21 protein-coding genes, 1 tRNA gene and 1 pseudogene are annotated in these 25,828 nt (G+C 73.0%); 13 read left to right on the plus strand and 10 right to left on the minus strand.

All coding sequences use genetic code 11. From position 1 onward, the window contains the following. Positions 1-172: 172 nt before the first annotated feature. From ACE1OA_RS16880 to ACE1OA_RS16900, 5 genes and pseudogenes are all read right to left on the minus strand, one after another. Positions 173-559 (minus strand): annotated as a pseudogene (locus tag ACE1OA_RS16880) (MaoC family dehydratase); the annotation flags it as partial. Next, positions 556-1,725 (minus strand): acyl-CoA dehydrogenase family protein, encoded by a 1,170-nt coding sequence (locus ACE1OA_RS16885; protein WP_386542939.1) that lies wholly within the window; start codon positions 1,723-1,725, stop codon positions 556-558. The gene ACE1OA_RS16885 and the pseudogene ACE1OA_RS16880, both read right to left, overlap by 4 nt. A gap of 1 nt (position 1,726) precedes the next feature. Next, complete coding sequence (locus tag ACE1OA_RS16890) at positions 1,727-2,794, minus strand: bifunctional MaoC family dehydratase N-terminal/OB-fold nucleic acid binding domain-containing protein (protein WP_432752989.1); 1,068 nt, start codon at positions 2,792-2,794, stop codon at positions 1,727-1,729. Further along, a complete protein-coding gene (locus ACE1OA_RS16895) occupies positions 2,791-3,969 on the minus strand; it encodes an acyl-CoA dehydrogenase family protein (RefSeq protein WP_432752990.1) in 1,179 nt (392 codons plus the stop codon). The genes ACE1OA_RS16890 and ACE1OA_RS16895 overlap by 4 nt, the downstream gene beginning before the upstream one ends. A gap of 360 nt (positions 3,970-4,329) precedes the next feature. Next, complete coding sequence (locus ACE1OA_RS16900; RefSeq protein WP_356601250.1) at positions 4,330-4,638, minus strand: hypothetical protein; 309 nt, start codon at positions 4,636-4,638, stop codon at positions 4,330-4,332. A gap of 338 nt (positions 4,639-4,976) precedes the next feature. Between ACE1OA_RS16900 and ACE1OA_RS16905 the strand changes: the two genes are divergently transcribed. Both ACE1OA_RS16905 and fxsT read left to right on the plus strand, forming a co-directional pair. Further along, on the plus strand, positions 4,977-5,840 hold the full coding sequence (locus ACE1OA_RS16905) for a bifunctional DNA primase/polymerase (RefSeq protein WP_356775207.1): 864 nt from the start codon (positions 4,977-4,979) through the stop codon (positions 5,838-5,840). A gap of 177 nt (positions 5,841-6,017) precedes the next feature. Further along, entirely contained in the window at positions 6,018-8,660 is a 2,643-nt protein-coding gene (gene fxsT / locus ACE1OA_RS16910; RefSeq protein ID WP_432752991.1) for an FxSxx-COOH system tetratricopeptide repeat protein, read from the plus strand. 93 nt (positions 8,661-8,753) lie between these two features. On the opposite strand, the gene ACE1OA_RS16915 is transcribed toward fxsT, so the two are convergent. Beyond that, positions 8,754-8,838: transfer RNA gene (locus tag ACE1OA_RS16915), tRNA-Ser, on the minus strand. Between the two features lie 45 nt (positions 8,839-8,883). Next, positions 8,884-10,311: a S1C family serine protease gene (locus ACE1OA_RS16920; protein WP_386540757.1), complete on the minus strand. Its 1,428-nt coding sequence runs from the start codon at positions 10,309-10,311 to the stop codon at positions 8,884-8,886. A gap of 174 nt (positions 10,312-10,485) precedes the next feature. Here ACE1OA_RS16920 and ACE1OA_RS16925 point away from each other — a divergent pair, with 174 nt between their 5' ends. The 3 genes from ACE1OA_RS16925 (at position 10,486) to ACE1OA_RS16935 (ending at position 13,154) form a co-directional block, all read left to right on the plus strand. Continuing rightward, entirely contained in the window at positions 10,486-11,307 is an 822-nt protein-coding gene (locus ACE1OA_RS16925) for a glycerophosphodiester phosphodiesterase (protein ID WP_356601254.1), read from the plus strand. A gap of 101 nt (positions 11,308-11,408) precedes the next feature. Continuing rightward, the gene (locus ACE1OA_RS16930; protein WP_356601255.1) at positions 11,409-12,011 is read left to right on the plus strand and encodes an ATP-binding protein; all 603 of its coding nucleotides are present in this window, start codon (positions 11,409-11,411) and stop codon (positions 12,009-12,011) included. A gap of 174 nt (positions 12,012-12,185) precedes the next feature. Then, the gene (locus tag ACE1OA_RS16935) at positions 12,186-13,154 is read left to right on the plus strand and encodes a DUF5926 family protein (RefSeq protein ID WP_356601256.1); all 969 of its coding nucleotides are present in this window, start codon (positions 12,186-12,188) and stop codon (positions 13,152-13,154) included. A gap of 228 nt (positions 13,155-13,382) precedes the next feature. On the opposite strand, the gene ACE1OA_RS16940 is transcribed toward ACE1OA_RS16935, so the two are convergent. Together ACE1OA_RS16940 and ACE1OA_RS16945 are read right to left on the minus strand one after the other, a co-directional pair. Continuing rightward, positions 13,383-13,988, minus strand: a complete 606-nt coding sequence (locus ACE1OA_RS16940; protein ID WP_356601257.1) for a hypothetical protein — start codon at positions 13,986-13,988, stop codon at positions 13,383-13,385. A 225-nt stretch (positions 13,989-14,213) separates the two neighbouring features. Then, positions 14,214-14,894 (minus strand): bifunctional DNA primase/polymerase, encoded by a 681-nt coding sequence (locus tag ACE1OA_RS16945; protein WP_356775197.1) that lies wholly within the window; start codon positions 14,892-14,894, stop codon positions 14,214-14,216. 381 nt (positions 14,895-15,275) lie between these two features. Between ACE1OA_RS16945 and ACE1OA_RS16950 the strand changes: the two genes are divergently transcribed. Continuing rightward, positions 15,276-16,787, plus strand: coding sequence for a PP2C family protein-serine/threonine phosphatase (locus tag ACE1OA_RS16950; RefSeq protein WP_432752992.1), 1,512 nt, complete (start codon positions 15,276-15,278; stop codon positions 16,785-16,787). Positions 16,788-16,981: 194 nt separating this feature from the next. Further along, positions 16,982-18,442, plus strand: a complete 1,461-nt coding sequence (locus tag ACE1OA_RS16955) for an aminopeptidase P family protein (protein WP_361310434.1) — start codon at positions 16,982-16,984, stop codon at positions 18,440-18,442. A 129-nt stretch (positions 18,443-18,571) separates the two neighbouring features. Here ACE1OA_RS16955 and ACE1OA_RS16960 read toward each other — a convergent pair whose 3' ends face one another. Next, positions 18,572-19,030, minus strand: coding sequence for an ATP-binding protein (locus ACE1OA_RS16960; RefSeq protein ID WP_356601261.1), 459 nt, complete (start codon positions 19,028-19,030; stop codon positions 18,572-18,574). A 204-nt stretch (positions 19,031-19,234) separates the two neighbouring features. Between ACE1OA_RS16960 and ACE1OA_RS16965 the strand changes: the two genes are divergently transcribed. The 6 genes from ACE1OA_RS16965 to efeB all read left to right on the plus strand — a co-directional run bounded on the left by ACE1OA_RS16965 (position 19,235) and on the right by efeB (position 25,741). Next, entirely contained in the window at positions 19,235-20,053 is an 819-nt protein-coding gene (locus ACE1OA_RS16965) for a hypothetical protein (RefSeq protein WP_432752993.1), read from the plus strand. A gap of 252 nt (positions 20,054-20,305) precedes the next feature. Continuing rightward, positions 20,306-21,037: a YcnI family copper-binding membrane protein gene (locus tag ACE1OA_RS16970; protein WP_432752994.1), complete on the plus strand. Its 732-nt coding sequence runs from the start codon at positions 20,306-20,308 to the stop codon at positions 21,035-21,037. Between the two features lie 29 nt (positions 21,038-21,066). After that, positions 21,067-21,786 carry an SCO family protein gene (locus ACE1OA_RS16975; protein WP_356775187.1) on the plus strand — a complete coding sequence of 240 codons (720 nt, stop codon included), beginning with the start codon at positions 21,067-21,069 and terminating at the stop codon, positions 21,784-21,786. Then, positions 21,783-22,265: a copper chaperone PCu(A)C gene (locus ACE1OA_RS16980; protein WP_432752995.1), complete on the plus strand. Its 483-nt coding sequence runs from the start codon at positions 21,783-21,785 to the stop codon at positions 22,263-22,265. The genes ACE1OA_RS16975 and ACE1OA_RS16980 overlap by 4 nt, the downstream gene beginning before the upstream one ends. Before the next feature lie 24 nt (positions 22,266-22,289). Next, the gene (locus ACE1OA_RS16985; RefSeq protein WP_432752996.1) at positions 22,290-24,458 is read left to right on the plus strand and encodes a copper resistance CopC/CopD family protein; all 2,169 of its coding nucleotides are present in this window, start codon (positions 22,290-22,292) and stop codon (positions 24,456-24,458) included. Between the two features lie 5 nt (positions 24,459-24,463). Beyond that, positions 24,464-25,741: an iron uptake transporter deferrochelatase/peroxidase subunit gene (gene efeB / locus ACE1OA_RS16990; RefSeq protein ID WP_384867930.1), complete on the plus strand. Its 1,278-nt coding sequence runs from the start codon at positions 24,464-24,466 to the stop codon at positions 25,739-25,741. Positions 25,742-25,828 lie beyond the last annotated feature (87 nt).

The raw sequence follows: 25,828 nt of genomic DNA on the forward strand, positions 1-25,828 counted from the left end.
CGGCGGGCGCGGTGGCCGTGGTTGCGGGTGGGGCGGGCTCCCTGGCCGAGCCGGAGGTGGCGGCGGGCGCGGTGGCCGTGGTGGCGGGTGCGGCGGGCTCCCTGGCCGAGCCGGAGGTGGCGGCGGGCGCGGTGGCCGTGGTGGCGGGTGGGGCGGGCGCGGTGCCGGTAGTGGCGGCCGGGGGCAGGGTGACCGTCACCGTGCCCGTGACGTGGTGGCCGATCCCGTTGGCCCCGACCACCCGGACCCGGACCGTGTCCCCGTCGACCTCGGCCACCGTCCCGGTCAGCGTCATCGTGTCCCCGGGGTAGTTGGGCGCGCCGAGCCGGATCGCCACCTTCCGGAGCACGGCCCCGGGACCGAGGTGGTCGGTGATGTAGCGGCCGACCAGCCCGTTGGTGGTGAGGATGTTCATGAAGATGTCCGGGGAGCCCTTCTCCCGGGCGAGTTCGGCGTCGTGGTGCACGTCCTGGTAATCCCGCGAGGCGACCGCCCCGGCGACGATCAGGGTGCGGGTGATCGGGATCTCCAGGGACGGCAGGACGTCTCCGGCGTTCATGACGGCTCTCCCTTCGCGAGCAGGTCGCCGAGTTCGGCGAGGAGTTCGGTACCGCGGCCGAGGTACGCGTCGAGCTGTCTGCCCCACAGGAAGTGCCGGTGGACGGGGTGGTCGAGGTCCGCTCCCATGCCGCCGTGCAGATGCTGTCCGGCGTGGACGACCCGCTTGCCCGCCTCCGACGCCCACCAGGCGGCGGTCAGCGCGTGCTCCTGGGCCGGCAGCGACCGGTCGTGCCGCCAGGCCGCCTCGTAGGCGGTGACGCGGATGGCCTCGGTGTCCATGTACGCGTCGGCGGCTCGGAGTTGCACCGCCTGGCGGGTGGCGAGGGGGCGTCCGAACTGCTCGCGCACGGTGGTGTGGGCGACGGCGCGGGCCAGCGAGCCGGCGCAGACCCCGGCCTGGAGCCCGGCGAAGGCGATCCTGGCCGCGGCCAGCACGCAGGCGCGGACCGCCGCGCCGGCGGCACCGGCTGCCCCGCCTGCGCCGCCTGCACCGTCGCCGAGCCGCTCGCCCGGGGCGCCGTCGAGCACGAGCCGCCCCGCGGCCCAGGGCGCGGTGAGCTCGACGGGCGTGACGGTCACGGCGGGCGGGGCGGGTTCGGAGGCTGCGCCGGTCTCCGGCGACGGGCTCGCGCCGGGCACGGCTCCGGACGGAGCGCGCCCGGCCGCCGGGGACAGCGGGACGAGCCAGAGCGCGGCGTCCTGGTCCGGGAGGAGGACGTGCGTGGCGTCCCTGAGCCACGGCACCCAGTCGACCGTTCCGGTGAGCAGGCCCCCGCCGCCCGGCCCGCCCGCCTCGGCCCTGATCCGTCCGGTGTCCGGGAACGCCCCGGTCACGACGGTCGTACCGTCCCGGAGCCCGGGCAGCAGCCGGGCACGCTGCTCGTCCGTGCCGTGCCGGGCGACGGCGAGGAGCCCGTACACAGCGCTCGCAGTGAAGGGCACCTGGGCCGTCGTCCGGCCCTGCTCCTCGGCGAGCAGGACGAGACCGAGGAGCCCGGTCTCCTCGACCGCCTCCAGCAGTCCGGCCGCGCACAGGGCCTTCCACAGCTCGGGGTCGCTGTCCCCGCCCGCGGCCGCGAGCCGTTCGTGCGTGGCGAGATCGCCGAAGATCCGCGCCGCCAGCCCCTGGGCCGCGGCCTGCTCCTGTGTGGGCGTGAAGTCCATGTCAGTCCTCCCCTCCGGGCAGCCCCCGGAAGACCGGAAGCTCCAGCTCCGCGTCCACGCGCAGGAACTCCAGCCGTACCGGCATCCCGATGCGGACCTTGTCGTACGGGACGCCGACCACGTTGCTGACCATCCGTACGCCTTCGGCCAGTTCGATCAGCCCGACCGCGTAGGGAGGATCGAAGGCCGGGAAGGACGGGTGGTGCATCACCACGTACGAGTAGACCGTTCCGGCCCCGCTCGCCTCGACGGTGTCCCAGCGCTGCGAGCCGCAGGCGTTGCAGCCGGGGAGCCAGGGGAAGCGCAGGGTCGCGCAGTCGCCGCAGCGCTGGACGAGCAGCCGGTGCGCCGCCACGCCCTCCCAGAATCCGGCGTTGTCCCGGTTGACGACGGGCCGGGGCCGCAGGGGCCGGGTGCCGGACGCTCCCGCCGGGGTCACGGCCCGCGCCTCCTCTCCGGAACCCGTGGCCGGCCGGGGCCTCGCCGCGGCCGGCGCGTACTTGAGGATGCGGAAGCGGTGGGTGCCCGCGAGCACGCCGTCGGCGTGGACGTCCATCCGCGTGGTGACGAAGTGGCCCGTGCCCAGCCTGGTGGTCTTGCGGTCCGAGACGGACTCGATGACCGCGTCGAAGGTGATGGTGTCCCCGGGCCGCAGGGGCCGCAGGTACTCCTGCTCGCAGTCGGTGGCGACCACGGAGGTGAATCCGGCGTCGTCGAGCAGCGCGGACAGTTCGTCGTAGGGCCCGGAGCGGTCCGTGTGCCCGGACAGGCCGCCCATCGTCCACGCCTGGAGCATCGTGGGCGGTGCGACGGCGTCCGGGCCCGTGTACGCCGGATCGGTGTCGCCCATGGCCTCGCACCAGTGCCTGATCATGGCCGCGTCGACCGGGTCCTTGCCCACCCCGCCCGCGACCGCGACCCGTCCCTCGTACGACTTCAGCCGCTCCGCGAACGCGCCGTCGGCCGTACCGGCCACGTCGGCGCCCTCGCGGCCACCGTCGCCACCCGACCCGACCGACCCGGCGCCCGACCCGGCGGGCGTGCCGGTCGCGTCTCCTCCTCCGGTCATCGCCGCCCCCCGTCCCGCTTCGTACCGGTCATGCCGAGCCGCATCGTCGCGACGATCTCCCGCTGCACCTCGCTCACCCCGCCCCCGAAGGTGTTGATCTGCGCGGCACGGTTCATCCGCTCCAGCTCGCCGCCGCCGAGCTCCCCCGGCGACCCCGCCCGTACCGTCCCCGCCTCGCCCGCGATCTCCTGGCAGATGCGGTACACCTCCACCGCCGACTCGGTGCCCGCGAACTTCACGCCGCTCGCGTCCCCGGGGGCCAGCCGGCCCGCCCCCACGTCCGCCACCAGACGCCAGTTGAGCAGGCGTGTCGCGGCCAGCCGGGCATGCGCCTCGGCCGCCCGGATCCGGATCCACGGCTCGTCGACCCGCCGCCGGCCCGTCACCGGATCGGGGGTACGGGCCGCGGCGAGCGCCGCCGCGTAGTGGTCCTCGGCCTGCATCCCGATGGCGGCGAGCGCGACCCGTTCGTGGTTGAGCTGGTTGGTGATCAGCCCCCAGCCGCCGTTCTCCGGTCCGACCAGGTTCCCGGCGGGCACGCGGATGCCGTCGTAGTACGTCGCGGTCGTCGTCAGGCCGCCGACCGTCTCGATCGGCGTCCACGAGAACCCGGGCGCGTCCGTCGGGACGAGGATGATCGAGATGCCCCGGTGCTTGGGCGCCTCGGGGGCGGTGCGGCAGGCGAGCCAGATCCAGTCCGCGTTCTGGGCGTTCGAGGTGAAGACCTTCTGCCCGTCGATCAGCCAGGAGTCCCCGTCCCGTACCGCCTTCGTGCGCAGCGAGGCGAGGTCGGTCCCGGCCTCCGGCTCGCTGTAGCCGATCGCGAAGACCGTCTCGCCGCGCAGGATCCGGGGGAGGAAGAAGGTCTTCTGCTCCTCGGTGCCGTACTTCATCAGCGTCGGGCCGACGGTGTTCAGGGTGACCATCGAGACCGGCGCGCCCGCGCGGTACGCCTCGTCGAAGAAGACGAACTGCTCGTCGGGTCCGCGACCCTGTCCGCCGTACTCCTCGGGCCAGCCGAGCCCGAGCATGCCGTCGTCGCCGATCCGCCGCAGCAGCCGCCGCTGGGCGGCGGTGTCGCCGGGTGCTGGCGGGCCGCCGGGCATCACGTCGCGGAAGTACGAGCGCAGTTCGGCGCGCAGCCGCAGCTGCCGCTCGGTCGGGGCGAGATGCACGACGAGGGCCTCCCGGACGGGGACACTAAGGTTTCTGACTGTCCGTCAGAAACTGGAGCGGTGTCAAGGTCACGGACGACTCCTCCCGCGCGCCGGCCCCCGGCGATCTCGGCGACGCGCACCGGCCCCGCCGGCCCGGCGAACCTCAGCGACGCGCACCGGCCCGCACGACGGACGGCCTGCGCGGCGGCACCGAAGTACCGCCGCGCAGGCCGCCGTTCACCCCTCCGTCATGCCCCTCGGGCCGCCCCCCGGCCCGTCATTCCCCCTCGGGCCGGACCCCCGCGACCAACCATTCCCCCTCGGGCCGGATCCCCCGCGACCAACCATTCCCCCTCGGGCCGGATCCCCCGCGACCCGTCAGAGCCACCATGGGGCGAAGTTCACCACCGCGTTCGACTGGCCGATGTTCGTGAAGCCGGAACCGTTCACGCTCGCGGTGTTGTTCTGATTGGAGGCGCCGGCGCCTGTCGCCACCTGTTGTGTGGTGGTCGAGTTCCCGTGGTTGTCACCCCCCACGCCGCTGCCGGCGATCGAGGCGACGCCGGTGTTCGATCCGTTGTCCGCGAACCCGCCGTTGTCGGCCTGCGCCACTCCGGTGAAGAGTGCGGCGGCCAGAGGCAGCGCGGCGGCAGCGGCGAGGACGTGGGCGGTGCGGATGCTTGCCATGTGTTCTTCCTCCAGGAAGGGAAACCGCGCCGGAAGCGCGTAAGTACGGCTCTCACCAAGGCAGTTGGCCGGCCGCCTCGGTCGTTCGTGCTCGACGTCGCGACTCCAGAGTTGCCCACCGAATCCCCGGCGAACCACCCCGCAGCGGACGATTCCCCCTCAAGCGTGAGGACAAGTCGATAAACCCCCACGAGCCCGCGAACGTCGCAGCTCAGGCCCGGTGACAGGCGCGCGGCCGACCCACGACCCGGGCGCCGCACGAGGGGAAGCGTTCCGGCGGACTCCAGGCCGAATCCCTCCCCCTTCCCTTCTTCGAACGCCTGTACGAAACTAGATCCATGGCCATCACCGACCGGCGCACCGCCACCCTGGCCCTCGCCCACGCCCTCTCCGCAGCGGAGCGTGGGCTCCCCGTCATCCCCCTGTCCGCCACGAAGCTCCCCGCGCTGCGCTCACCCCACCGGGACGAGAGCCCACCGGTCCCCTGCCACGGGGAATGCGGCCGGCCCGGCCACGGCGTCCACGACGCGACCACCGACCCGGCGGGCGTACGGGCGCTCTTCGCCGCCGCACCCTGGGCCACCGGGTACGGCATCGCGTGCGGCCGCCCGCCCCATCACCTGATCGGCGTCGACCTGGACGTACGGTCGCCGTCCGACGACGCCGTGGAACTCCGCCACATGGCCCTGGGGCACCTCTTCGGCCTCCCGCCGACCGTCACCGTCCTCACCCCCAGCGGCGGCCGGCACCTGTGGCTCACCGGCCCGCCCGACGTCGTCGTCCCCAACTCCGCGAGCCGCCTCGCCCCCGGGATCGACATCCGCGGCGCGGGCGGCTACCTGGTCGGCCCGGGCTCCGTCAGCGCCCGGGGCGCCTACCGGCTCGCGCCCGACACCGCGGACCTCACTCCCGCGCCCTGCCCGAGCGCCCTCCTCAGCCTGATCGCGCCCCCGCCCCGCCCGCACCACGCCACGACCCGCCCGCACCACCAGGGCCAGGGCCTGATCCACTTCGTCCTGTCGGCCCGGGAGGGCCAGCGCAACACCCGCCTGTTCTGGGCGGCCTGCCGCGCGTACGAGAACGGCCTCGGCGACACCCTGACCGAGGCCCTCGCCTCGGCCGCGATCCGCACGGGCCTCCCGGAACACGAGGCCCGCGCCACGATCCAGTCGGCGGCCCGCCTGACGGCGGGGGCGGGCTGACGGCCGGGCGGGGGCCGCAGCGGAGGTTCATGACGCCGATGCCTTTCGGTGCCCGCGCCTGCTCGCCGCCCGTGCCCGGATTTCCGGATTCACGCCCTGAGCCCATCCATGGCCAGGATCATGGGTGGGGTATCCGTGGCGGGCGCGGGGCATGAGCGCGCTGGAGGGGGACGGGCGATGTCGGGGGCAGTGGAGTCGGTGTTCGTCAGCTACGCCGGGGCTGACCGGGCCTGGGCGGAGTGGGTGGCGTGGCATCTGCGGGAGGCCGGTCACCGTGTGGAGCTGGACGTGTGGGACTGGCGCACCGGCGACAACTTCGTGCAGCGGATGGACCAGGCGCTGCGGCGCGCGACCGCCGTGGTGGCGCTGTTCTCCGACAGCTATTTCGATCCTGAGCGCTGGACCCATGAGGAGTGGACCTCCGTCGTCGCGGGCCGGCGCCGGTTCATCCCGCTGACGATCGAGCCCCTCAGCGGCGGCGACATCCCCGACATCCTGACCGCGGCGATCCGCAAGGACCTGCACGGTCTGGACGAGCCGGCCGCGATCGCCGCGCTGCGGGACGCCGTCGACGGTCCCACCGGCCCGCTCGACCCTCCGCAGTTCCCAGGCGCTGCGGCAGCGCCTTCCTCCGGCGATATTGCTCCCGACGGGCGTCCGCGGCTGCCGAGCAGCGCGGGCGTGCCGGGGGTGTGGAACGTGCCGGGCCGCAATCCGCATTTCACCGGCCGCGAGACGACGATGACGCAGGTGCGGGAGGGCTTGGTGGGGGGCCGGCAGGCGGTGGTGCACGCCCTGCACGGTCTGGGCGGGATCGGCAAGACCCAGTTCGCCCTGGAGTACGCCCACCGTTTCGCCAGCCAGTACGACATCGTGTGGTGGATCGACGCGGAGCAGGCCGACCAGATTCCCGTCCACTACACCGAGCTGGCCACGCGGCTGGGAATCGCCAAGCCCGAAGCCGGCACCGACCACGTCACCCGCTCCCTGCTCCAGCACTTACGGACCAGGGACCGCTGGCTCATCGTCCTCGACAACGCCGACGACCCGGGTGCCTTCGAGGCCGTGCTGCCCACCGGCCCCGGCCACGTTCTGATCACCTCACGCAACCCCGGCTGGAAGGACGTCGTCCCGAGCCACGGCCTGGACGTGTTCCCCCGAGAAGATTCCGTGGTCTATCTGGGCAACCGCATCCCCGGCATCGCCGCACAGCAGGCCGACGCACTCGCGGACGATCTCGGCGACCTGCCCCTTGCCCTGGCCCAGGCCGTCGGCGTCATCACCTCCGGCATGACCCCGGACCGCTACCGCCAGCTACTCATCAGCAAGACCGCCGCGCTGATGGCCAACGGTGGCCCGCCCGGCTACCCCGCCTCCCTGGCGGCCGCGGTGGTCATCGCGACCGCCGGCCTGGCCGAGGCGCACCCGCAGGCCGCCGAACTGCTGCGGCTGGCCGCGTTCCTGGGCCCCGATCCCATCCCCACCGCCTGGCTGGAGACCGGCCGCGACCGGCTCGCCACGCTCACCCTCGACCCCGACGACTTCATGTGGCCCCAGACCGCGCTCCAGCACCTGGCCCGCTCCGGTCTTGCCCGCGTCGACCATGAAACCTTCCAGATCCACCGCCTCACCCAGGCCATCGTCCGCGACCACACCGCCGAAGCCGACGCCACCGCGGCAGAGGACGACGTCACCACCCTTCTGGCCGCCGTTGCGCCGAGCGACGCGCTGGACCCGGTCTTCTGGCCGACGTGGGCCGCTCTGACCTCCCACCTCAACGCCCGCCTGCACGCCAGCACCCGACACTCCTCACTGCACCAGACACTCATTCGGGCCGTCCGCTACCTCTGCGTGAGCGGGCAGGCACGCGCCGGCCGGGACATGGCCGCCACTCTCCACCCCATCTGGGTCACCACCCTGGGCGAGGACCACCCCGACTCGCTCGGCGTCGCGCAGTACCTCGGCCATGCCACTGCTGATCTCGGGAGACATGCCGAGGCGCGCCTCATCATCGAGGACACGCTCGAACGCCGTCGCCGCACCCTGGGCCAGGACCACCCCGACACCCTCCAGTCCGCCAACGACCTCTCCGCCACCTTGGACCGTCTCGCGGAGTACGAGGATGCGCGCCGTATGGACGAGGACACGCTCGAACGCCGCCGCCGCGTCCTGGGCGAGGACCACCCCGACACCCTCACCTCCGCCAACAACCTCGCCAGCACCTTGAGCCGTCTCGGGGAGTACGAGGAGGCGCGCCGGATGGACGAGGAAACGCTCGAACGCCGCCGCCGCATCCTGGGCGAGGACCACCCCGAAACCCTCATCTCCGCCGGCAACTTCGCCAGCCACTTGAGCCGTCTCGGGGAGTACGAGGAGGCGCGCCGGATGCAAGAGGACACCCTCGAACGCCGCCGCCGCGTCCTGGGCGAGGACCACCCCGACACCCTCACCTCCGCCAACAACCTCTCCAACATCCTGGACCGTCTCGGGGAGTACGAAGAGGCACACCGCATGGACGAGGACACCCTCGAACGCCGCCGCCGCATCCTGGGCGAGGACCACCCCGACACCCTTTCGTCCGCCAACAACCTCGCCAGCGCCCTGCACCATCTTCGGCAGTTCGCGGCGGCAGAGCGGCTGCTCAAGGACACGCGTGCCCGGAGCCGCCGCGTCCTGGGCGAGGACCACCCCGACACCCAAGACATCACCGAGAACCTCGCCCAGGTACTCATCTCCCTGGGCAGACCGTTCGAGGCCCAGAAGTTGCGCGCCGCCGGCGGCAAGGCAGGGCAGCGCCGAGCACGGCGCAAACCCCGGTAGAGAGCCCTGTCCGCCGCGCTCACAGGCTTGAAGATGGGCCGCGACACGCGAACGGCCCCCGACCGATTCCCCGGTCGGGGGCCGTTCACTACGCGGTGGGTGTGGGATTTGAACCCACGGTGACTCGCGCCACGACGGTTTTCAAGACCGTTCCCTTAGGCCGCTCGGGCAACCCACCCCGCGCCGGATCCCGTCGGGGCGGCGCGGGGGACAGCCTAGCCGGTCAGTTGTCGCCCGTGCGTTCCCCGAGAGTGACCGTGGCCGTCGCCGTCTTGCCGTCGCGCTCGTAGGTGAGCTGGACCGCGTCGCCCGGCTTGTGGGTCCAGATCTCGCTGATCAGGCTCGGACCGCTGTCGATCGGGTGGTCGCCGAAGGCGGTGATCACGTCGCCCGCCTTCAGACCGGCCTTCGCCGCCGGGCCGTTCGGGGTGACGGACGGGGTGCCGCCGGCGCCCTCCTCCGCGATCGTCGCGCCCTCGCCCTTCTCGGTCATCGTCACCGTCGCGCCGATCACCGGGTAGACCGGCTTGCCCGTCTTGATCAGCTGCTCGGCCACGTTCTTGGCCTGGTTGACGGGGATCGCGAAACCGAGGCCGATCGAACCGGCCTGCGTCTGCCCCATGCCGCTCCCGGCCGACTGGATCGCCGAGTTGATGCCGATGACCGCGCCGCTCGCGTCGAGCAGCGGGCCGCCGGAGTTGCCCGGGTTGATCGAGGCGTCGGTCTGCAGCGCGCTCATGTAGGAGTTCTTGCCGCCGGAGCCGTCGCCGGACGCGACCGGGCGGTTCTTGGCGCTGATGATGCCGGTGGTGACCGTGTTCGACAGGCCGAAGGGCGCGCCGATCGCGATCGTCGAGTCGCCGACCGCCACCCGGTCGGAGTTGCCGAGCGCCAGCGGGGTCAGCCCGTCGGGGGCCTTCTTCAGCTTCAGGACGGCCACGTCGTAGCCCTCGGCCCGGCCCACGACCTCGGCGTCGTACGTCTTGCCGTTGGAGAAGGTCGCCGAGAGCGTGCCACCGTCCGCGGCGGAGGCCACCACGTGGTTGTTGGTGAGGATGTGGCCTTCCTTGTCGTACACGAAGCCGGTGCCCGTGCCGCCCTCGGCCTCGCTGCCGCCGGACTTCGCCTGGATGGTGACGACGCTCGGCAGCGCGTTGTGCGCCACGGCCGCGACCGTGCCGGGGTCGCGCTTGAACGCGGCCGGGGCCTCGCCCGAGGAGACGGTGGTCGAGCTGTTGCCGTCGTCGCCGCGCTCGGCGGCCCAGTAGCCGATGCCGCCACCGACGCCGCCGGCCACCAGGGCGGCGGCCAGGACCGCGGCCACGATGCCGCCGGTCCGCTTGCGCGGGGCCGGCGCCGGCGGCGGGACGGGCACGCCCCACGCCGGAACGGACGGCGGAGGCGGCGGCCAGCCACCCGCTGCATCCGCCCCACCGGGCGCCGCGGCGCCGACCGTGGCCTCCGCCGGGGGTGTCACGGGCAGCGGTGCCGTCGCCTGCTCGGACCGGGGGGAGTGTCCGGGCTCCGGCTGCGGCACCGCCGCCGGCTCGGGTGCGCCCGCCGAGGACACGGGCGGTACGGGAGGGGCGGGAGGGACGGACGGGGCACTCTGGTCCGCCGGAACCGCCGTGCCCTCGTTCTCGGTACTCACAGCTCTCTCCTCGTTCACTGCGCGGGGTGGATGCGGCTTCTGTGTGCGAACAGCTTTTCCCACCGGACGTCAGGCCACTGTAAGCCGGAGCTGTGCGTCCGCACGCAAATCTTTATTTCTGGACAGAACGGACTCGATCCTGTACGGCCGCTCTGCCAATGGCACCATGTCGCGGTGACCCACGCACGGCAGCACACCCATCGCGTACCCGTCCAGGTGGTCGCCCACCGCGGAGCCTCCGAGGATGCCCCGGAGCACACCCTCGCCGCCTATGTGAAGGCCATCGAGGACGGCGCCGACGCCCTCGAGTGCGATGTCCGGCTCACCGCGGACGGCCACCTGGTCTGCGTCCACGACCGGCGCGTCAATCGCACCTCCAACGGCCGCGGCGCCGTCTCCGCCCTGGAGCTCGCCGATCTCGCCGCCCTCGACTTCGGCACCTGGAAGGGCCGCGAGGAGGCCGGGGAGAGCCCGGACTGGAAGGACCCCGGCCTCACGTCCGTCCTGACCCTGGAACGCCTCCTGGAGCTGGTGTCCGACGCCGGGCGGCGCGTCGAGCTGGCCATCGAGACCAAGCACCCCACCCGCTGGGCGGGCCAGGTCGAGGACCGGCTGCTCGAACTGCTCCGGCGCTTCGGCCTCGCCGAGCCGTCCTCCCCGGAGGAGTCCACGGTGCGCGTCATGAGCTTCTCGGCCCGGTCCCTGCACCGGATCGCCGCCGCTGCGCCGACCCTGCCCACCGTGTCGCTGACGCAGTTCGTCACGCCGCGACTGCGCGACGGACGCCTGCCGGCCGGCGCGCGGATCGCGGGACCGTCGATCCGGATCGTCCGCCACCACCCCACCGTGATCATGCGGCTCCAGAAGGCCGGTCACCAGGTGCACGTCTGGACGGTGGACGATCCGGAGGACGTCGAACTCTGCGAGCGGCTCGGCGTGGACGCGATCATCACCAACCGCCCCAAGCAGGTCCTGTCCCAATTGGGGCGCCTTTAAAGGATTCGCCTCTCTTCACCCACCTTCACCACCCTTCTCGGGTCTTCCTGTCCCTTACGGGGAGTGCTCCGGCGCGTTCGTTCCGTACTCGATCGTTACGAGTGCGTCAGCGGACGCGGATTGGCCGGTTTCCGGTCCAGGCCATTGGGGCATTCACACCGTGGCGTGGGGCAAAGGAGGTCTCGGGGGTGGCGTTGGTGGTGGCACAGGAGGTGCCCACGTCGTCGAGCATGGCCGTACCCCATGGCCCGGCGGGCGTGGGTGAGGCGCGACACCGGATGCGGGAGCAGTTGCACCGCAGCGGGGTGTCCGCATCGGTCGTCGACGACGCGGTGCTGATCCTTTCCGAACTCCTCAGCAACGCCTGCCGGCACGGCAGGCCGCTGGGCCGGGCGGACATGGGCGACGGCGACGTGCGGGCGGCGTGGCGGGTGGACGGAGCGGGCGGCCTGACCGTCGAGGTGACGGACGGCGGTGGTCCCACGCGACCTGTTCCGTCGACGCCCTCGGTCACCGCACGCGGCGGTCGTGGGCTGAACATCATCAGCGCGCTGGCCCAGGACTGGGGCGTACGGGACAGCGCGTCCGGCGAGGTCACCGTCTGGGTGGTCGTCACCGAGGGCCATCGGCGCGAGGACTTCGCGGCCCGGGTCGGCGGCGGGTCGGGCTTCGAGTTCCTGGACGCGTACGACGACCTGGACTGAGGGCCGGAGGGCGGAGGACCCGGACGTCTTCCGTACGGGTCCCCCGCCACGGACCGGTGGCGAACGCCCCGGCCTGAGCCCTCCGGCGGCTCTGTACGGCTAGGCTCGCCCGACACAGAGCCGTGCACCGAGCACTGCGCAACAGCACCGCCGCTACCGGGAGAAAGCCACACCATGGCCAAGAAGCGCCCCCAGTCGAAGGCCGCCCAGGCACAGGTCACGAACGGGGAGATCCCGGTCGTCGGTGCGCGCGAGCCGTGCCCCTGTGGTTCGGGCCGCCGCTACAAGGCGTGTCACGGCCGGGCCGCCGCGCACGCCGTGACCGAGCTGGTCCAGCGCCCCTTCGAGGGTCTGCCCGGCGAGTGCGACTGGGTCGCGCTGCGCGAGCTGGTGCCCGCCGCCACCGTCCCGCTCACCCTGAAGGGCGGGCTGCCCGAGGGCGTGCCGTCGGTGACGCTCGCGACCGTGCTCCCGATGGCGTGGCCGGCGCTGCGCCGCGACGACGGCTCCGTCCTGCTCGCCCTGCAGAACGACACCTCCTCCGGCGATCTGGCCCGCGACCTCGCGGACACCCTCCAGCGCGCCCTGGAGGCGGAGCCCGGCACCCCGGTCGCCCCGCGCCGCGTTCCGGCCGAGGGTCCGCGACTGCAGGATCTGCTCGACCCCGAGGGCGTTTTCGCGCCGGTCGTGCACGAGGGCTTCGAATTCTGGATTCCGGAGTCGGCGGAGAACTCCAACCCCGAGGTCGCCGCCTCGCTGGAGCGCGCCAACGCCGCCGCGATCCCCACGGTGAAGCTGACCGGTGTGGACGCCGCCTACTGGTGCGAGACGCCGGACAAGAACCACCTGCGCTGGGTCATGCCGCACGCCGAGGAGAAGCTCCTCGACGCGCTCGCCCGGCTCCACGCGGCCGGCACCTCGTCCCTGGGCGACGACACCCGGCTGGTCGGCTCCTTCCGGGCCCACGGCCTGGTCGTCCCCGTCTGGGACCTGCCGACCTCGATGAACGCCGACGACTGCGAGAAGCCGGCCGCCGAGTTCGCCGAGCGGCTGGCCGCGGCCCTTGCCGCCGACGCTCCGCTGACGCCGGAGGAGCGTCGGGCGCGCGGCGGTCTCACCAACCGTCAGGTCACCCTCAGCTGACCTCGGGAGTGGCGGCGGTCACTGACAGACCAACCAGTCGGTGACTTCCGCCACAACTCCTCGTACGCCCGGGTAAATCACTGTCCGAATAACCGAGATCGAATTTGCGAACAGCAGATCTCTTGTTACGGTTCTAGAAGCCCGGTCGCTGGTGCATCCCCCGTCGCCAGCGATCGGGCCTTTTCACGCCCGCGCCCCCGGTCCGCCCGGGGCGGTCCGGGCCCCGGCTCAACCGCCGTTCCCGCCCGCCGTGTTGCTTCCGGCGCGCAGCAGCAGAGGCGTATCGCCGCCCTCACCCGCTCCCGCGAATTCCGCGATCGCCGAATAGGCCGTCGCCGTTCCCCTGGTGCGTTCGCGCGGTGTCTCGCACACTCCCGGCTCGTCCTGCGCGCTGACGGAGCAGTGCACCTGCACGGTCCGCCCGGCGGGGCCCATCAGGGTGACGACGGCGTCCAGCCGGTGGCCGGTGATGTTGCGGTAGTACGTACGCGCCCAGGTGTCGGGTCCCTCGTCCAGGACGCAGGTCTGGGCCTCGACGCCGTCGGGGGAGGTGAGCTCGGGACCGCAGTGCGCCGCCCTCGCCGGGGTCCCGGCCGGTCGTGCGGCCGCCTCCCGGGACGCGGGCGGGGTGGCGGGCGCGGCGGCGGACGTCCCGTCCGTCAGGCCGAGCCCCGGCACCAGACCGCGTCCACCCCTCGACTTCGCGTCATCCTGCGGGCCCGGGCCGGCGCCGTGCCCCGGCGTCGGTCCGCCGGCGGGTCCCGCCGAGGCGACGAGCGGCAGCAGTGTCGCGCCCACCACGACGGCCGTGAGCCCGATCGTGCGGAGATTCATGGCACCCACCTGCCCGGCCGGCTGCGACTCGTGAACGGTGGGCCGAAGATATCCGCGGCCCGGCGGCGCACGGCGCGGCGCGCGCCCGTTTCCGGGACAAGTCGGGCCGTCTCGCACCCGTACGAGTGACAGGAGCGGCCCAGATGCCCGGGCCCGCCACCCCGCCGGACGGCGCACGGGCCCGCCCCGGCTCCGTCCGGGGCACCGTCGCTCGGCAGCCGTCGCTCAGTAGGCGAGTCTGCTGCCGCCGCCGGGGGTGCTCGTGCTCGCCTCGACCAGCGCGTCCACCACGGCCTCGACGTCCGGCAGCCACGGCCGCGCCGAGCCCTTGAGCGGCGCCCGCTCCCAGCGCGCCCGCGCCGTGTCCGCGGTCGTGGAGGGCAGCAGCAGATAGCCGCCCTCCCCGTGGAAGCGCAGCGAGCCGGGCACGCTGTCCTTGCTGTAGAGGAGCTCGCCGAGCCGTTCGAGGCCGTACGGGGCGACGAGCAGGGACCACCGGGTCGGTGTCGCCACCACGGGGCCGAGTCTGATGTCCATCGCGTCGAGGGCGGCCAGGGCGCGTGCGCCCGCGGCGGCGGGCAGGCTCACCGCGCACGGCGCCCGGCCGCCGGTGGCCAGGACGACCGGGGCGTCCGGCCGCCGGGCCCACCACCAGCGGATCATCCGTTCGTCGGTGGTCGCCGCCAGGAGTCCCGGGTCGAAGGGATGCGCTCCCGGCACCACGCATTCGGGGTCGGGGCAGGCACAGCCGGCCCCTGAGGACGTACGGGTCGTCGCTTTCAGCCCCACTCCGGGCAGTACGGGCCAGTCCCACTCGACGGCGCAGGTGAGCGCGGCATCGAGCTGGACGGTCCTCTCCTTGCGCCGGAACCGGAGCCTGCGTCGCCTTCCGAGGATCTCGCGCATGAGCGCTCGTTCCTTTCCGTTGAACGCCGAATCCACATCACACCAGGTGCAGATCTCTTGACTGTGCGTATCAGCGCGTACAAGGTCGGCGGTTCACCGCCCCGTGCGGTGGGGCGGGAGGGGCCGGACTGAGGCTCGTCGTCCACTCGAAGGGCGCGGCCTGCGGCGGTGAGGACGCCCAGGCACCCTGCCAGGTTCCGGGGCTGCTTCAACTGCCCCTGGCCATCACCGTCTACGTACCCATCACGTTCAAATCAACGCGCTTTCAAACGACGCCAGTCGACCGCAAAAGGTGCACCGCGGGGGCAATTTTCGGCCAACTTGGCCCGCAGATCAACCCTCCTGCAGAACCCTGCGGACACCACAAGTCCCGCGCGGACAATGCTGGACATCACTCCTCTTGTGCGTGTACATGTGGATGCGTTGATGGCGGTGCAGATTGACATGGGGGTTTGCGATGCTATTGCGCGAAACGCACCCGTCGGAAAGCCGACTGCAATGAGCGCCCCACACCTGCCGAAAGTGGCCGGAATCGACTCCACGGTTCCTTCTCCCGCGCACACTGCGGCACCCCTTCCGGGCGTACCGGCTGCCGCGCCCCCACCCGGCACCCTGATCCAGGACCGGCTGGCCGGCTGGGTCTCCGACCTCACCACACTGCACGAACTCACCGAACGCCTGATCAGGACCGGTTCCCTCGACGACGCCCTGCAGGAACTGCTGCGCGCCGGGGCCACCCTGGTCGGGGCCCGCCGGGGCATGGTCGTCCTCGAACCCGCCGACGGACTCGGCCCCACCAGCACCGTCGGCCTCGGGCTCGCCCACGCCGAACTGGGCACCATCGAGACCGTCCCCCGCAGCGCCACCTCCTACGGCCGCATCCTCGACGGCCTGCCCGATCCGGTGGCGATCCCCGGCCCGGTGGCCGTCCCCGACCTGCTCGGCGAGGAGGACCTCGACCCGCGGCACCGCGAGGTCGCCGCCCGCCTCGGCTACGCCGCCAGTTACGCCCTGCCCCTGGCCACCGAGGCCGCCGGCAGGCTCGGCGCCGTCGTCTGGCTGTACGACGAGCCCGCCGAGCCGGTCGAACGCCAGCGCCATCTGATCGGCCTCTACAGCCGGTACGCCACCGAGCACCTCGCCCGCCTCGTCGAGCTGGAGCGCGCCCGGGTCCGGGTCGCGACCGTCGCCGAGGAGCTGCTCCCCAGCCGCCTCCCCCGGATCCCCGGCGTCCAGCTGGCCGCCCGCCACCGCACCGGCCCGCGGGGCGGCGGTGACTGGTACGACGCGCTGCCGCTGCCCGAAGGTGCCCTCGGGCTCGCCGTCGGCTCCGTCTCCGGCAGCGGCCCCAGTGCCCTCGCCGCGATGGGACGGCTGCGCGCCTCCCTGCGCGCCTACGCGGTGATGGAGGGCGAGGACCCCGTCGCCGTCCTGTCCGACCTGGAGCTCCTGCTCCGGCTGACCGAGCCCGCGCGTTCGGCGACGGCCCTCTTCGCGTACGCCGAGCCGCAGGAGCGCCGGCTCGTGCTGGCCGGCGCCGGACACACCCCGCCGCTGATCGTCGGCGACCACCGCACCGAGTTCGTCGAGACCTCGCTGTCGGCGCCGCTCGGCATGCTCTCCTGCTGGGAGGCGCCGAGCGTCGAGCTCTCGCCCGCACCCGGAGAAACGGTGCTGCTCTACACGGAGGGCCTGCTGCGCCGCACCGGCGACCCGATGGACCGCGCCTTCGCGCGGCTCCACGCGGCCGCCGCGAGCGTCCCGAAAGCCGCCCGCAGGAGCCCCGGAGCCGTCGCCGACCACGTCCTGCGCGCCCTGCTGCCCGAGGGCCTGGACGCCGGCGGCGCGACGGACGCCGAGGACGTCGTGCTGCTGGCGGCCCGCTTCGAGTGACCCCCGGGGGCCCTCCGTCCCCACCGGTCGCCCCACTTTGCGTGTAGGGACCACACACTGCCCGTACAGACGATCAAGGATCCCGTCACACCCCGCGCAGGTGACTGACCGGTAAGAGGTCTTCCGCCCCTGGGCCCCCTTCCGTACGACCGTACGATGGGAGGGGTTCAGTGTCGTACCAAGAGGAGAGACCCGTGGCGGAAGAGCTCAACCCGGAGACCCCGGAAGAGACCGAAGAGCCGATCAAGCAGCGCAAGAACGGGCTGTACGGGAGCGTGTCCGACGAGCTCGCCGAGAGCATGAAGAGCGGCTGGGCGGACACCGAGCTCCACGGTCTGGAGCCGATCGCGCAGGCCGGCCACACCGCCGAGCGCCGCGCCGCGCTCTCCGCCCGCTTCCCCGGCGAGCGCCTGGTGATCCCCGCGGGCAACCTCAAGACCCGCTCGAACGACACCGAGTACAGCTTCCGCGCGTCCACCGAGTACGCGTACCTCACCGGCGACCAGACCCACGACGGCGTCCTCGTCCTGGAGCCGACCGGCCCCAGCGGCCACGAGGCCACCCTCTACCTGCTGCCGCGGTCCGACCGCGAGAACGGCGAGTTCTGGCTCGACGGCCAGGGCGAGCTGTGGGTCGGCCGCCGCCACTCCCTGACCGAGGCCGAACAGCTGCTGGGCATCCCGGCCAAGGACGTCCGCGAGCTGCCCGCCGCCCTCACCCAGGCCACCGGCCCCGTCCGCGCCGTCCGCGGCCACGACGCCGGCATCGAGGCCGCCCTCACCGACAAGGTCACCGCCGAACGCGACGAGGAACTGCGCGTCTTCCTCTCCGAGGCCCGCCTCGTCAAGGACGCCTTCGAGATCGCCGAACTGCAGAAGGCGTGCGACTCCACCGCCCGCGGCTTCGAGGACGTCGTCCGCGTCCTGGACAAGGCCGAGGCCACCAGCGAGCGCTACATCGAGGGCACGTTCTTCCTGCGCGCCCGCGTCGAGGGCAACGACATCGGCTACGGCTCCATCTGCGCCGCCGGCCCCCACGCCACCACCCTGCACTGGGTACGCAACGACGGCGCCGTCCGCTCCGGCGAACTGCTGCTGCTCGACGCCGGCGTGGAGACCACCGAGCTCTACACCGCCGACGTGACCCGGACCCTCCCGATCAACGGCCGGTACACCGAACTCCAGCGCAAGATCTACGACGCCGTCTACGAGGCGCAGGAGGCCGGCATCGCCGCCGTGAAGCCCGGCGCCGCCTACCGCGACTTCCACGACGCCGCCCAGCGCGTACTCGCCGAGAAGCTCGTCGAGTGGGGCCTGCTCGAAGGCTCCGTCGAACGCGTCCTGGAGCTCGGCCTCCAGCGCCGCTGGACCCTCCACGGCACCGGCCACATGCTCGGCATGGACGTCCACGACTGCGCCGCCGCGCGCACCGAGGCCTACGTCGACACCACCCTCGAGCCGGGCATGTGCCTGACCGTCGAGCCCGGCCTGTACTTCCAGGCCGACGACCTGACCGTGCCCCAGGAGTACCGCGGCATCGGCGTCCGGATCGAGGACGACATCCTCGTCACCGAGGACGGCAACCGGAACCTCTCCGACTCCCTGCCCCGCCAGGCCGACGAGGTCGAGGCATGGATGGCCCGCCTGAAGGGCTGACCCACCCGCAACACCCCAGGGCCCCCGCCGACACCGCCGGCGGGGGCCCTGCCCGCACGACGGACCTCGGGGACCGGGCCCGGGCAGGAGCCCCGCCCACGACGCCCTCCGCCCGGAGCATCCGGAACGTCAGGTCAGGGCGAGGGGCGCGTCCGACCGCCACTTGACGATCTTGTCGAAACTGACGACGGCTCCGCCGCGGCTCGACCGGTTGCCGAAGTGCACGTGATCGGCGAGCTCCTCGATCAGCCTCAGCCCGCGGCCGTTCTCGGCGTCCGACGGCGCCGCCGCCCGCCGGATCGCGGCCGGACGGTCCGCCGGGAACCCGGGACCGGAGTCGGCCACCTCGATCCGGCAGGTCTCCCCGTCCAGGAACGCGGTGACGCGGTACGCCTCCGAAGCCTCCCCGGTACCGAGGTCGCCGCCGTGCTCGACGGCGTTGGCACACGCCTCCGTGAGGGCCACCGACAGCTCGAAGGAGACGTCGGGATCCACCCCCGCGGTCTCCATCGTGCCGAGAAGCAGCCGCCTGGCGAGCGGAACGCTCGCAGCCTCGCGCCGCAAGTGGAGTGACCACCAGATGCTCATGCTCCAGCCTCCTGGCTGCGGCTCGACATACCGATACGTATTGCCGCCGGAGACGCTCCGTAAGCGCCGCGAAAGGTCAAGAGCCCTCGTTCGGCGGATGCACGCACGCCACGAGCGGTGTATGTCCCGCCCGAAGGCACCCATTGGTGATCTTCCGGACCTGCCGTACGGGCGCGTCGGCCCTGGTGCGATGATGGGCGCGCCATGTCTGCCCCCGCGCTCGCTCCACGGCTGCTGAGGGCCGCGGTGTTCACCGCGGTCTGCGTCGTGCTGTCCGCACTGGGACACGCCCTCGCCGCCTGCGCGGGCATCGCGCCGTGGACATTCCTGGCCGGTTTCCTGGGCGTCTTCGCCCTCACCTTCCTCTTCGCGGGACGGCAGCGCTCGCTGCCCGCCATCGCCGGGGCCCTGACGGGCGGACAGCTCCTGCTGCACGCCCTCTTCGGACTCGGCCGGACCACCCTCACGTCGGCCGGAGGACGCGGCGGCCTGGGACCCGAGGCGAACGACGCGCTGATCCGGATGGCCGCCAAGCTCGTCTGCGGCGCCGGCGCCACGTCGCTCAGCCCCGCCGACGCGACCCGCATCATCACCGACGCCGGCCTCGACCCGGTCCACGCCGCCGGCCAGAGCCAGGGGCACGGCGCCCACGGCACCCACCTGGCGGCCACCACCGCGCACGGCCCGGAACTGCTGCCGAGCCTGCCCATGTTCCTCGGCCACCTGCTGGCGGCACTCGCCACCGGCTGGCTGCTGCGCCGCGGCGACCTCGCTCTGAGCCGGCTCGTCCGGCTCTCGGCCGACGGCGCCACCGGTCTCGCCGAAGGCGCCCTCATCCGGTCCCTGCGCGCCGCGCTCGCCTTCGTACGGGCCCTGCTCGCCGGCCTCCCGGCGACACCGGCCGCCGGGCCCCACCGGCCCGGCCACCCGCTCCTCGACACCCCGCCGCCCACCGCGGCGCGGGCACTCCAGCACACGGTGATCCGGCGCGGCCCCCCGGCCGCCTGCGTCCTCGCAGCCTGACGCGGACCGCTCCCAGGGAGCGCGTCCGCGGACGTCCGCACCCACCGACCCGCTACGGAACCCCGCGACGCCCGTCCCCCGGCCACCACCACGGCCGCGGGCACGACGCCACGGGCCTCCACGGCCCCACCGGGGCCCGCACCCGACGCCGCACCGTGGCCGCCCGCACCGGGCCGCAACGCCGCGTCCGTGCCCCGTCGGTCGGCGTGCCGGACCCACCCATCCCTCTCCAGAGCCGGAGTGTCCTCTGCCATGAACGTTTCCCGTATCGCCGTCGCCGGTGGCCTCGCCCTCTCCTCCGTCGCGCTGCTCTCCGGACCCGCCTTCGCGCACGTCAGCGTGCAGCCGCAGGGCGAGGCCGCGAAGGGCGGCTACGCCACCGTCAACGTGAAGGTCCCCAACGAGCGGGACAACGCCTCCACCGTGAAGGTCGAGGTCAACTTCCCGGCCGACCACCCGCTGGCCTCCGTCATGCCGCAGCCCGTCCCCGGCTGGAAGGCCGTGGTCACCAAGTCGGCGCTCGCCAAGCCGCTGGAGCTGCACGGCAAGAAGATCACCCAGGCCGTCACCAAGGTCACCTGGACCTCCGACGGCGCGAAGATCGGCGCCGGCCAGTTCCAGCAGTTCCCGCTCTCCCTCGGGCAGCTCCCCGAGGACACCGACCAGCTCGTCCTCAAGGCCGTCCAGACCTACGACAACAACGAGGTCGTCCGCTGGATCGAGGAGCCCAAGGAGGGCGCGGCCGAGCCGCAGAACCCCGCCCCCGTCCTGAAGCTGTCCGCCGCGACCGGTGACCACCACGGCGGCGCCGCCGCTGCGGACGACAAGGCCGACGACAAGGCCGGGCACGACGACAAGGCCGCACACGCCGAGGCCGCCGACTCCACCGACACCCCCGCCCGCGTGCTGGGCGTCGTCGGCATCCTCGTCGGCGTCGCCGGCGTCGCGTTCGGCGTGCTGGCCGGACGCCGCCGCAGCGCCTGACGGCCGGAACCACACCCGAAAGAGAACACATGTCCGTCCAGAAGAACGACGAGCAGACCCGGCCGAGCAGGCGCGCCCCCCTCGTCGCCGCCGCGGTCGCGATCGTCGCGGCCCTCACCGTGACGATCGCGGTCGGCATGAACGCGAACGACGACCGGACGACCGGCTCGCGTGACAACGCGCCCGTCACCGAGATCTCCGGCGGCAGCGACTCCACCAAGGCCGCCACCGTCCTCGACCGCCCGTTCACCAAGCCCGACCTCGTCCTCACCGACACCAAGGGCCGGAAGTACGACCTGCGCGAGCAGACCAAGGGCAAGCCGACCCTGATCTACTTCGGCTACACCCACTGCCCCGACGTCTGCCCCATGACGATGAGCAACATCGCCATCGCCAGGAAGCAGCTCCCCAAGGCCGACCAGGACAAACTGCAGGTCGTCTTCGTCACCACGGACCCCGAGCGCGACACCGCGGCCGAACTGGCCAAGTGGCTGCCGGCCGCCGGCGACCCCTCCTTCACCGGGCTCACCGGCGACTTCGGTGCCATCCAGGCCGGCGCCCGCCAGATCGGCATCGGCATCGACCCGCCGAAGAAGGGCAAGGGCGGCTCCGTCGTCTCCATGCACGGCGCCCAGGTGATCGCCTTCTCGCCCACCACCGACCAGGGCTACGTCCTGTACGGCGAGGACACCACCGTCGACGACTACGCCAAGGACCTGCCCAAGCTCATCAAGGGGGAGAACCCGTGATCCGCCGCACCACCCGCACCACCGTCCTGTCCTCCGCCGTGGCACTCACCGCGGCTCTGGCACTGACGGCGTGCTCGAACGGCGGATCCGACGACTCCGGCGGCCCGGGCAAGCCCGAACTCGAGGTCAGCGGGGCGTTCATCCCCCAGCCCGTGATGGACATGGCCGGCGGCTTCCTGACGATCACCAACGACAGCGAGACCGCCGACAAGCTCGTCTCCGTCACCAGCCCGATCTCGGACGACGTGACGATCCACGAGACCAGGAACCAGAAGATGCAGGAGGTGAAGTCCTTCGACATCCCCGCCAAGGGCGTGCTGAACCTCGAACGCGGCGGCAACCACATCATGTTCATGAAGCTCAAGCAGCAGCCGAAGCAGGGCGAGAAGGTGAGCATCGAGCTCCACTTCGAGAAGTCCGCCCCGATCAAGGTCGACGTGCCCGTCGAGGCACCGAACCACAACCCGAAGCAGCACTGAGCTCCTTGAGGGACTGACACACAGATGACAGCCACCGCCCCGCGCCTGGGAACCGCCCTGGTCCGCCTGCTGCTCGTGACAGCGGCGCTCCTGGGCACCCTGCTCGCCGGCGCCGCCCCCGCGTCCGCGCACGCGGCGCTCACCGGCAGCGACCCGCAGGACGGGGCGGTGGTCGCCACCGCCCCCAAGGACGTCACCCTCACCTTCTCCGAGCAGGTCGCCATGAGCGCCGACTCGATCCGGGTGCTCGACCCCTCGAGCAAGCGGATAGACACCGGCGAGATCCGCGACCTGTGCAGCGGATCCGTCGTCAAGTACGGCGTCGGCCTCCGCTCCGGACTCCCCGAAGGCACCTACACCGTCGCCTGGCACGCCGTCTCCGCCGACAGCCACCCCATCGCCGGCGCCTTCACCTTCTCCATCGGCGCCCCCTCCACCACCACCGTCGCCCTGCCGGACCAGACCGCGGGCGGCGGACCCGTCGGGGTCCTCTACGGCATCGCGCGCTACCTCTCCTACGCCGGCTTCACCCTCCTCGTCGGCGGCGGCGCCTTCGTCCTCGCCTGCTGGCCGCGCGGCGCGGCCGTCCGGCCCGTGCAGCGACTCGTCGTCCGCGGCTGGCTGACCCTCACCGCGGCCACCCTCGCCATGCTGCTCCTGCGCAGCCCCTACACCGGCTCCGGCGAGCTCGCCGACGTCTTCGACCTGGCCGGCCTCAAGGCCGTCCTGGAGACCAAGACCGGCGCCGCGCTGATCTCCCGGCTGATGCTGCTCGGCGCGGCGGCGCTCTTCGTGGCCGTGCTGTTCGGCGCCTACACCAAGCGGACGGACGAGAAGGAGAAGAAGGACCTCACCTTCGGACTCGCCATCGGCGGCTCCGTCGTCGCGGCCGGCATCGCGGGCACGTGGGCACTCGCCGAGCACGCCTCGACCGGCCTCCAGCCCGCCGTCGCGATGCCCGTGGACATCCTCCACCTGCTGGCCGTCGCCGCCTGGCTCGGCGGCCTCACGACCCTGCTCGTCGCCCTGTACCGGGCGCCCCGCATCGAGCGCGCCGCGGTCGAGCGCTTCTCCAGGCTCGCCTTCGGGTCCGTGCTCGTCCTGACGGCCACCGGGATCTACCAGTCCTGGCGCCAGGTCGGCTCGTGGTCGGCGCTGACCGGCACCGCCTACGGGCAGCTGCTGCTGGTCAAGATCGGCCTGGTCGCCGTGCTCGTGGGCATCGCCTGGATCTCGCGGCGCTGGACCCAGCGCCTCGGCGACCCGGCCCCACACGACACGGGGGACGCCACCGCCGAGGCGGACGGGTCGGACCGGTCGGAGGACGGGTCGGACGGGTCGGACGGGTCCGACCGGGAGACCTCGGCCGCCACCACGGAGCCGGGCGAGGGGAACGAGGCCCGGGCCGGGCAGGGCGAGGCCGAGCAGGAGGCGCCCGCCCCGGCGACGGCGAAGCCCGCCCGCGACACCGGCACCAGCACCAGCACCAGCACCAGCACCAGCGACGCTGACGGCACCCACGGCGCTCACGGCGACGCCGAAGCCGGAACCGCCGAAGCCGCACAGGGCGCCGGACCGAGGGACGACGCGGACGAGCCCCCGACGGCCGTGGATCCCGAGCGGGCCGCCCAGCTCGCCCGCCAGCGCACCGCCGTCGCCACGGCCACCCGCAAGCGCGACCGGGACGCCGACCCCGAACGCGCCGGACTCCGCCGCTCCGTGCTCACCGAGGCGGCCATCGCCGTCGTCCTCCTCGCCGTGACGACCGTGCTGACCTCCACCGAACCCGGCCGCACCGAGGAGGAGGCCGGGCGGACGCAGCCCACCTCCGGCGCCGCCGCCGTACCCGACCGCCCCGTCGACATCCGGCTGCCGTTCGACACCGGCGGCGTGGACGGCAACGGGACCGTGCGCCTGACCCTCGACCCCGGCCGCACCGGTGCCAACGACCTCCACATCTTCGTGGAACGGCCCAACGGCCGGCTCCTGGACGTTCCCGAGATCAAGGTCGCCTTCACCCTGAAGGAGAAGAACGTCGGCCCGCTGCCCGTCCTGCCCGACCGGATCCAGACCGGACACTGGAGTGCCACCGGCGTCCAGATCCCCATGGCCGGCGCATGGCAGATCCAGGTGACGGTCCGCACCTCCGACATCGACCAGACCACCATCGACAAGAACGTGAAGATCGGCTGACGCTCGTGACTGACCAGACTGACCACCGCGCCGAGAACCAGGTCGAGCTGTCCCGGCGCCGGCTCCTCGGCACCGTGGGCGCGGCGGGCGCGGCCGGTCTCGCACTCGGCGCGGCCGGCGGCGCCGGCGTCTACGGAGCCGTCGCCGACTCCGGCACCGTCTCCTCCGACGCCAAGGCGCTGACGACGGTCGGTGCGACCCAGGCGATGTTTCACGGGAAACATCAAGCGGGGATCACCACTCCGCTCCAGTCCCGAGGCCACCTCGCCGCCTTCGACCTCGCCCCCGGAGCCGGCCGCAGGGAAGCCGCCGCGCTGCTGCGCCGCTGGTCCGCCACAGCGAAGGCGCTGATGGCGGGCAAGCCCTCGACCGACGACACCGGCATCGCCCTGGACGCCGGCCCCTCCTCCCTCACCGTCACCTTCGGCTTCGGCCGCACCTTCTTCGACCGCACCGGCCTGGCCGCCCGGCGCCCCGTACAACTCGACCCGCTGCCCGCCTTCTCCGCCGACGCCCTGGACCCCAAGCGCTCGGAAGGCGACCTCTGGGTGCAGATCGGAGCCGACGACGCCCTCGTCGCCTTCCACGCGCTGCGCGCCCTGCAGAAGGACGCCGGAGCGGCCGCCGCCGTGCGCTGGCAGATGAACGGCTTCAACCGCTCGGCCGGTGCGACGGCCGAGCCGATGACCGCCCGCAACCTGATGGGGCAGGTGGACGGCACCGGCAACCCCAAGCCCACCGACGCCGACTTCGACCGGCGGATCTTCGTCCCCGCCGGTGCCCCCGGCGGGCAGGACTGGATGGCCGGCGGCTCCTACGCGGTCGTCCGCCGCATCCGGATGCTGCTCGACGACTGGGACAAGCTGCCCCTCGACGAGCAGGAGAAGGTCATCGGCCGCCGGAAGTCGGACGGCGCGCCGCTGACGGGCGGCACCGAGACCAGCGAACTCGATCTCGACAGGACCGGCCCCGACGGAAGGCCGGTCATCCCCGACAACGCCCACTCCCGGATCTCCGCCCCCGAACAGAACGGCGGGGCGGCGATGCTGCGGCGTCCGTTCTCCTTCCACGACGGCATCGGGCCGGACGGGACTCCCGACGCGGGGCTGCTCTTCGTCTGCTGGCAGGCCGACCCCCTCCGGGGCTTCGTCCCGGTGCAACGGAAGCTCGACCGGGGCGACGCCCTGTCCGCCTTCATCCGGCACGAGGCCAGCGGCCTCTTCGCCGTCCCGGGCGGACCGGCCGAGGGCGAGTACGTGGGCCAGCGCCTCCTGGAGGCGTGACCCGGCGGCCGGACCCGTACGGAACCACGGCCGCCCGCCTCGGGCGGCCGGGTGGGCGTCTCGCCCACCCGACGGGGCGGCTCCCGG

It is taken from the genome of Streptomyces sp. JL2001, assembly GCF_050917515.1.
Lineage (GTDB): Bacteria > Actinomycetota > Actinomycetes > Streptomycetales > Streptomycetaceae > Streptomyces.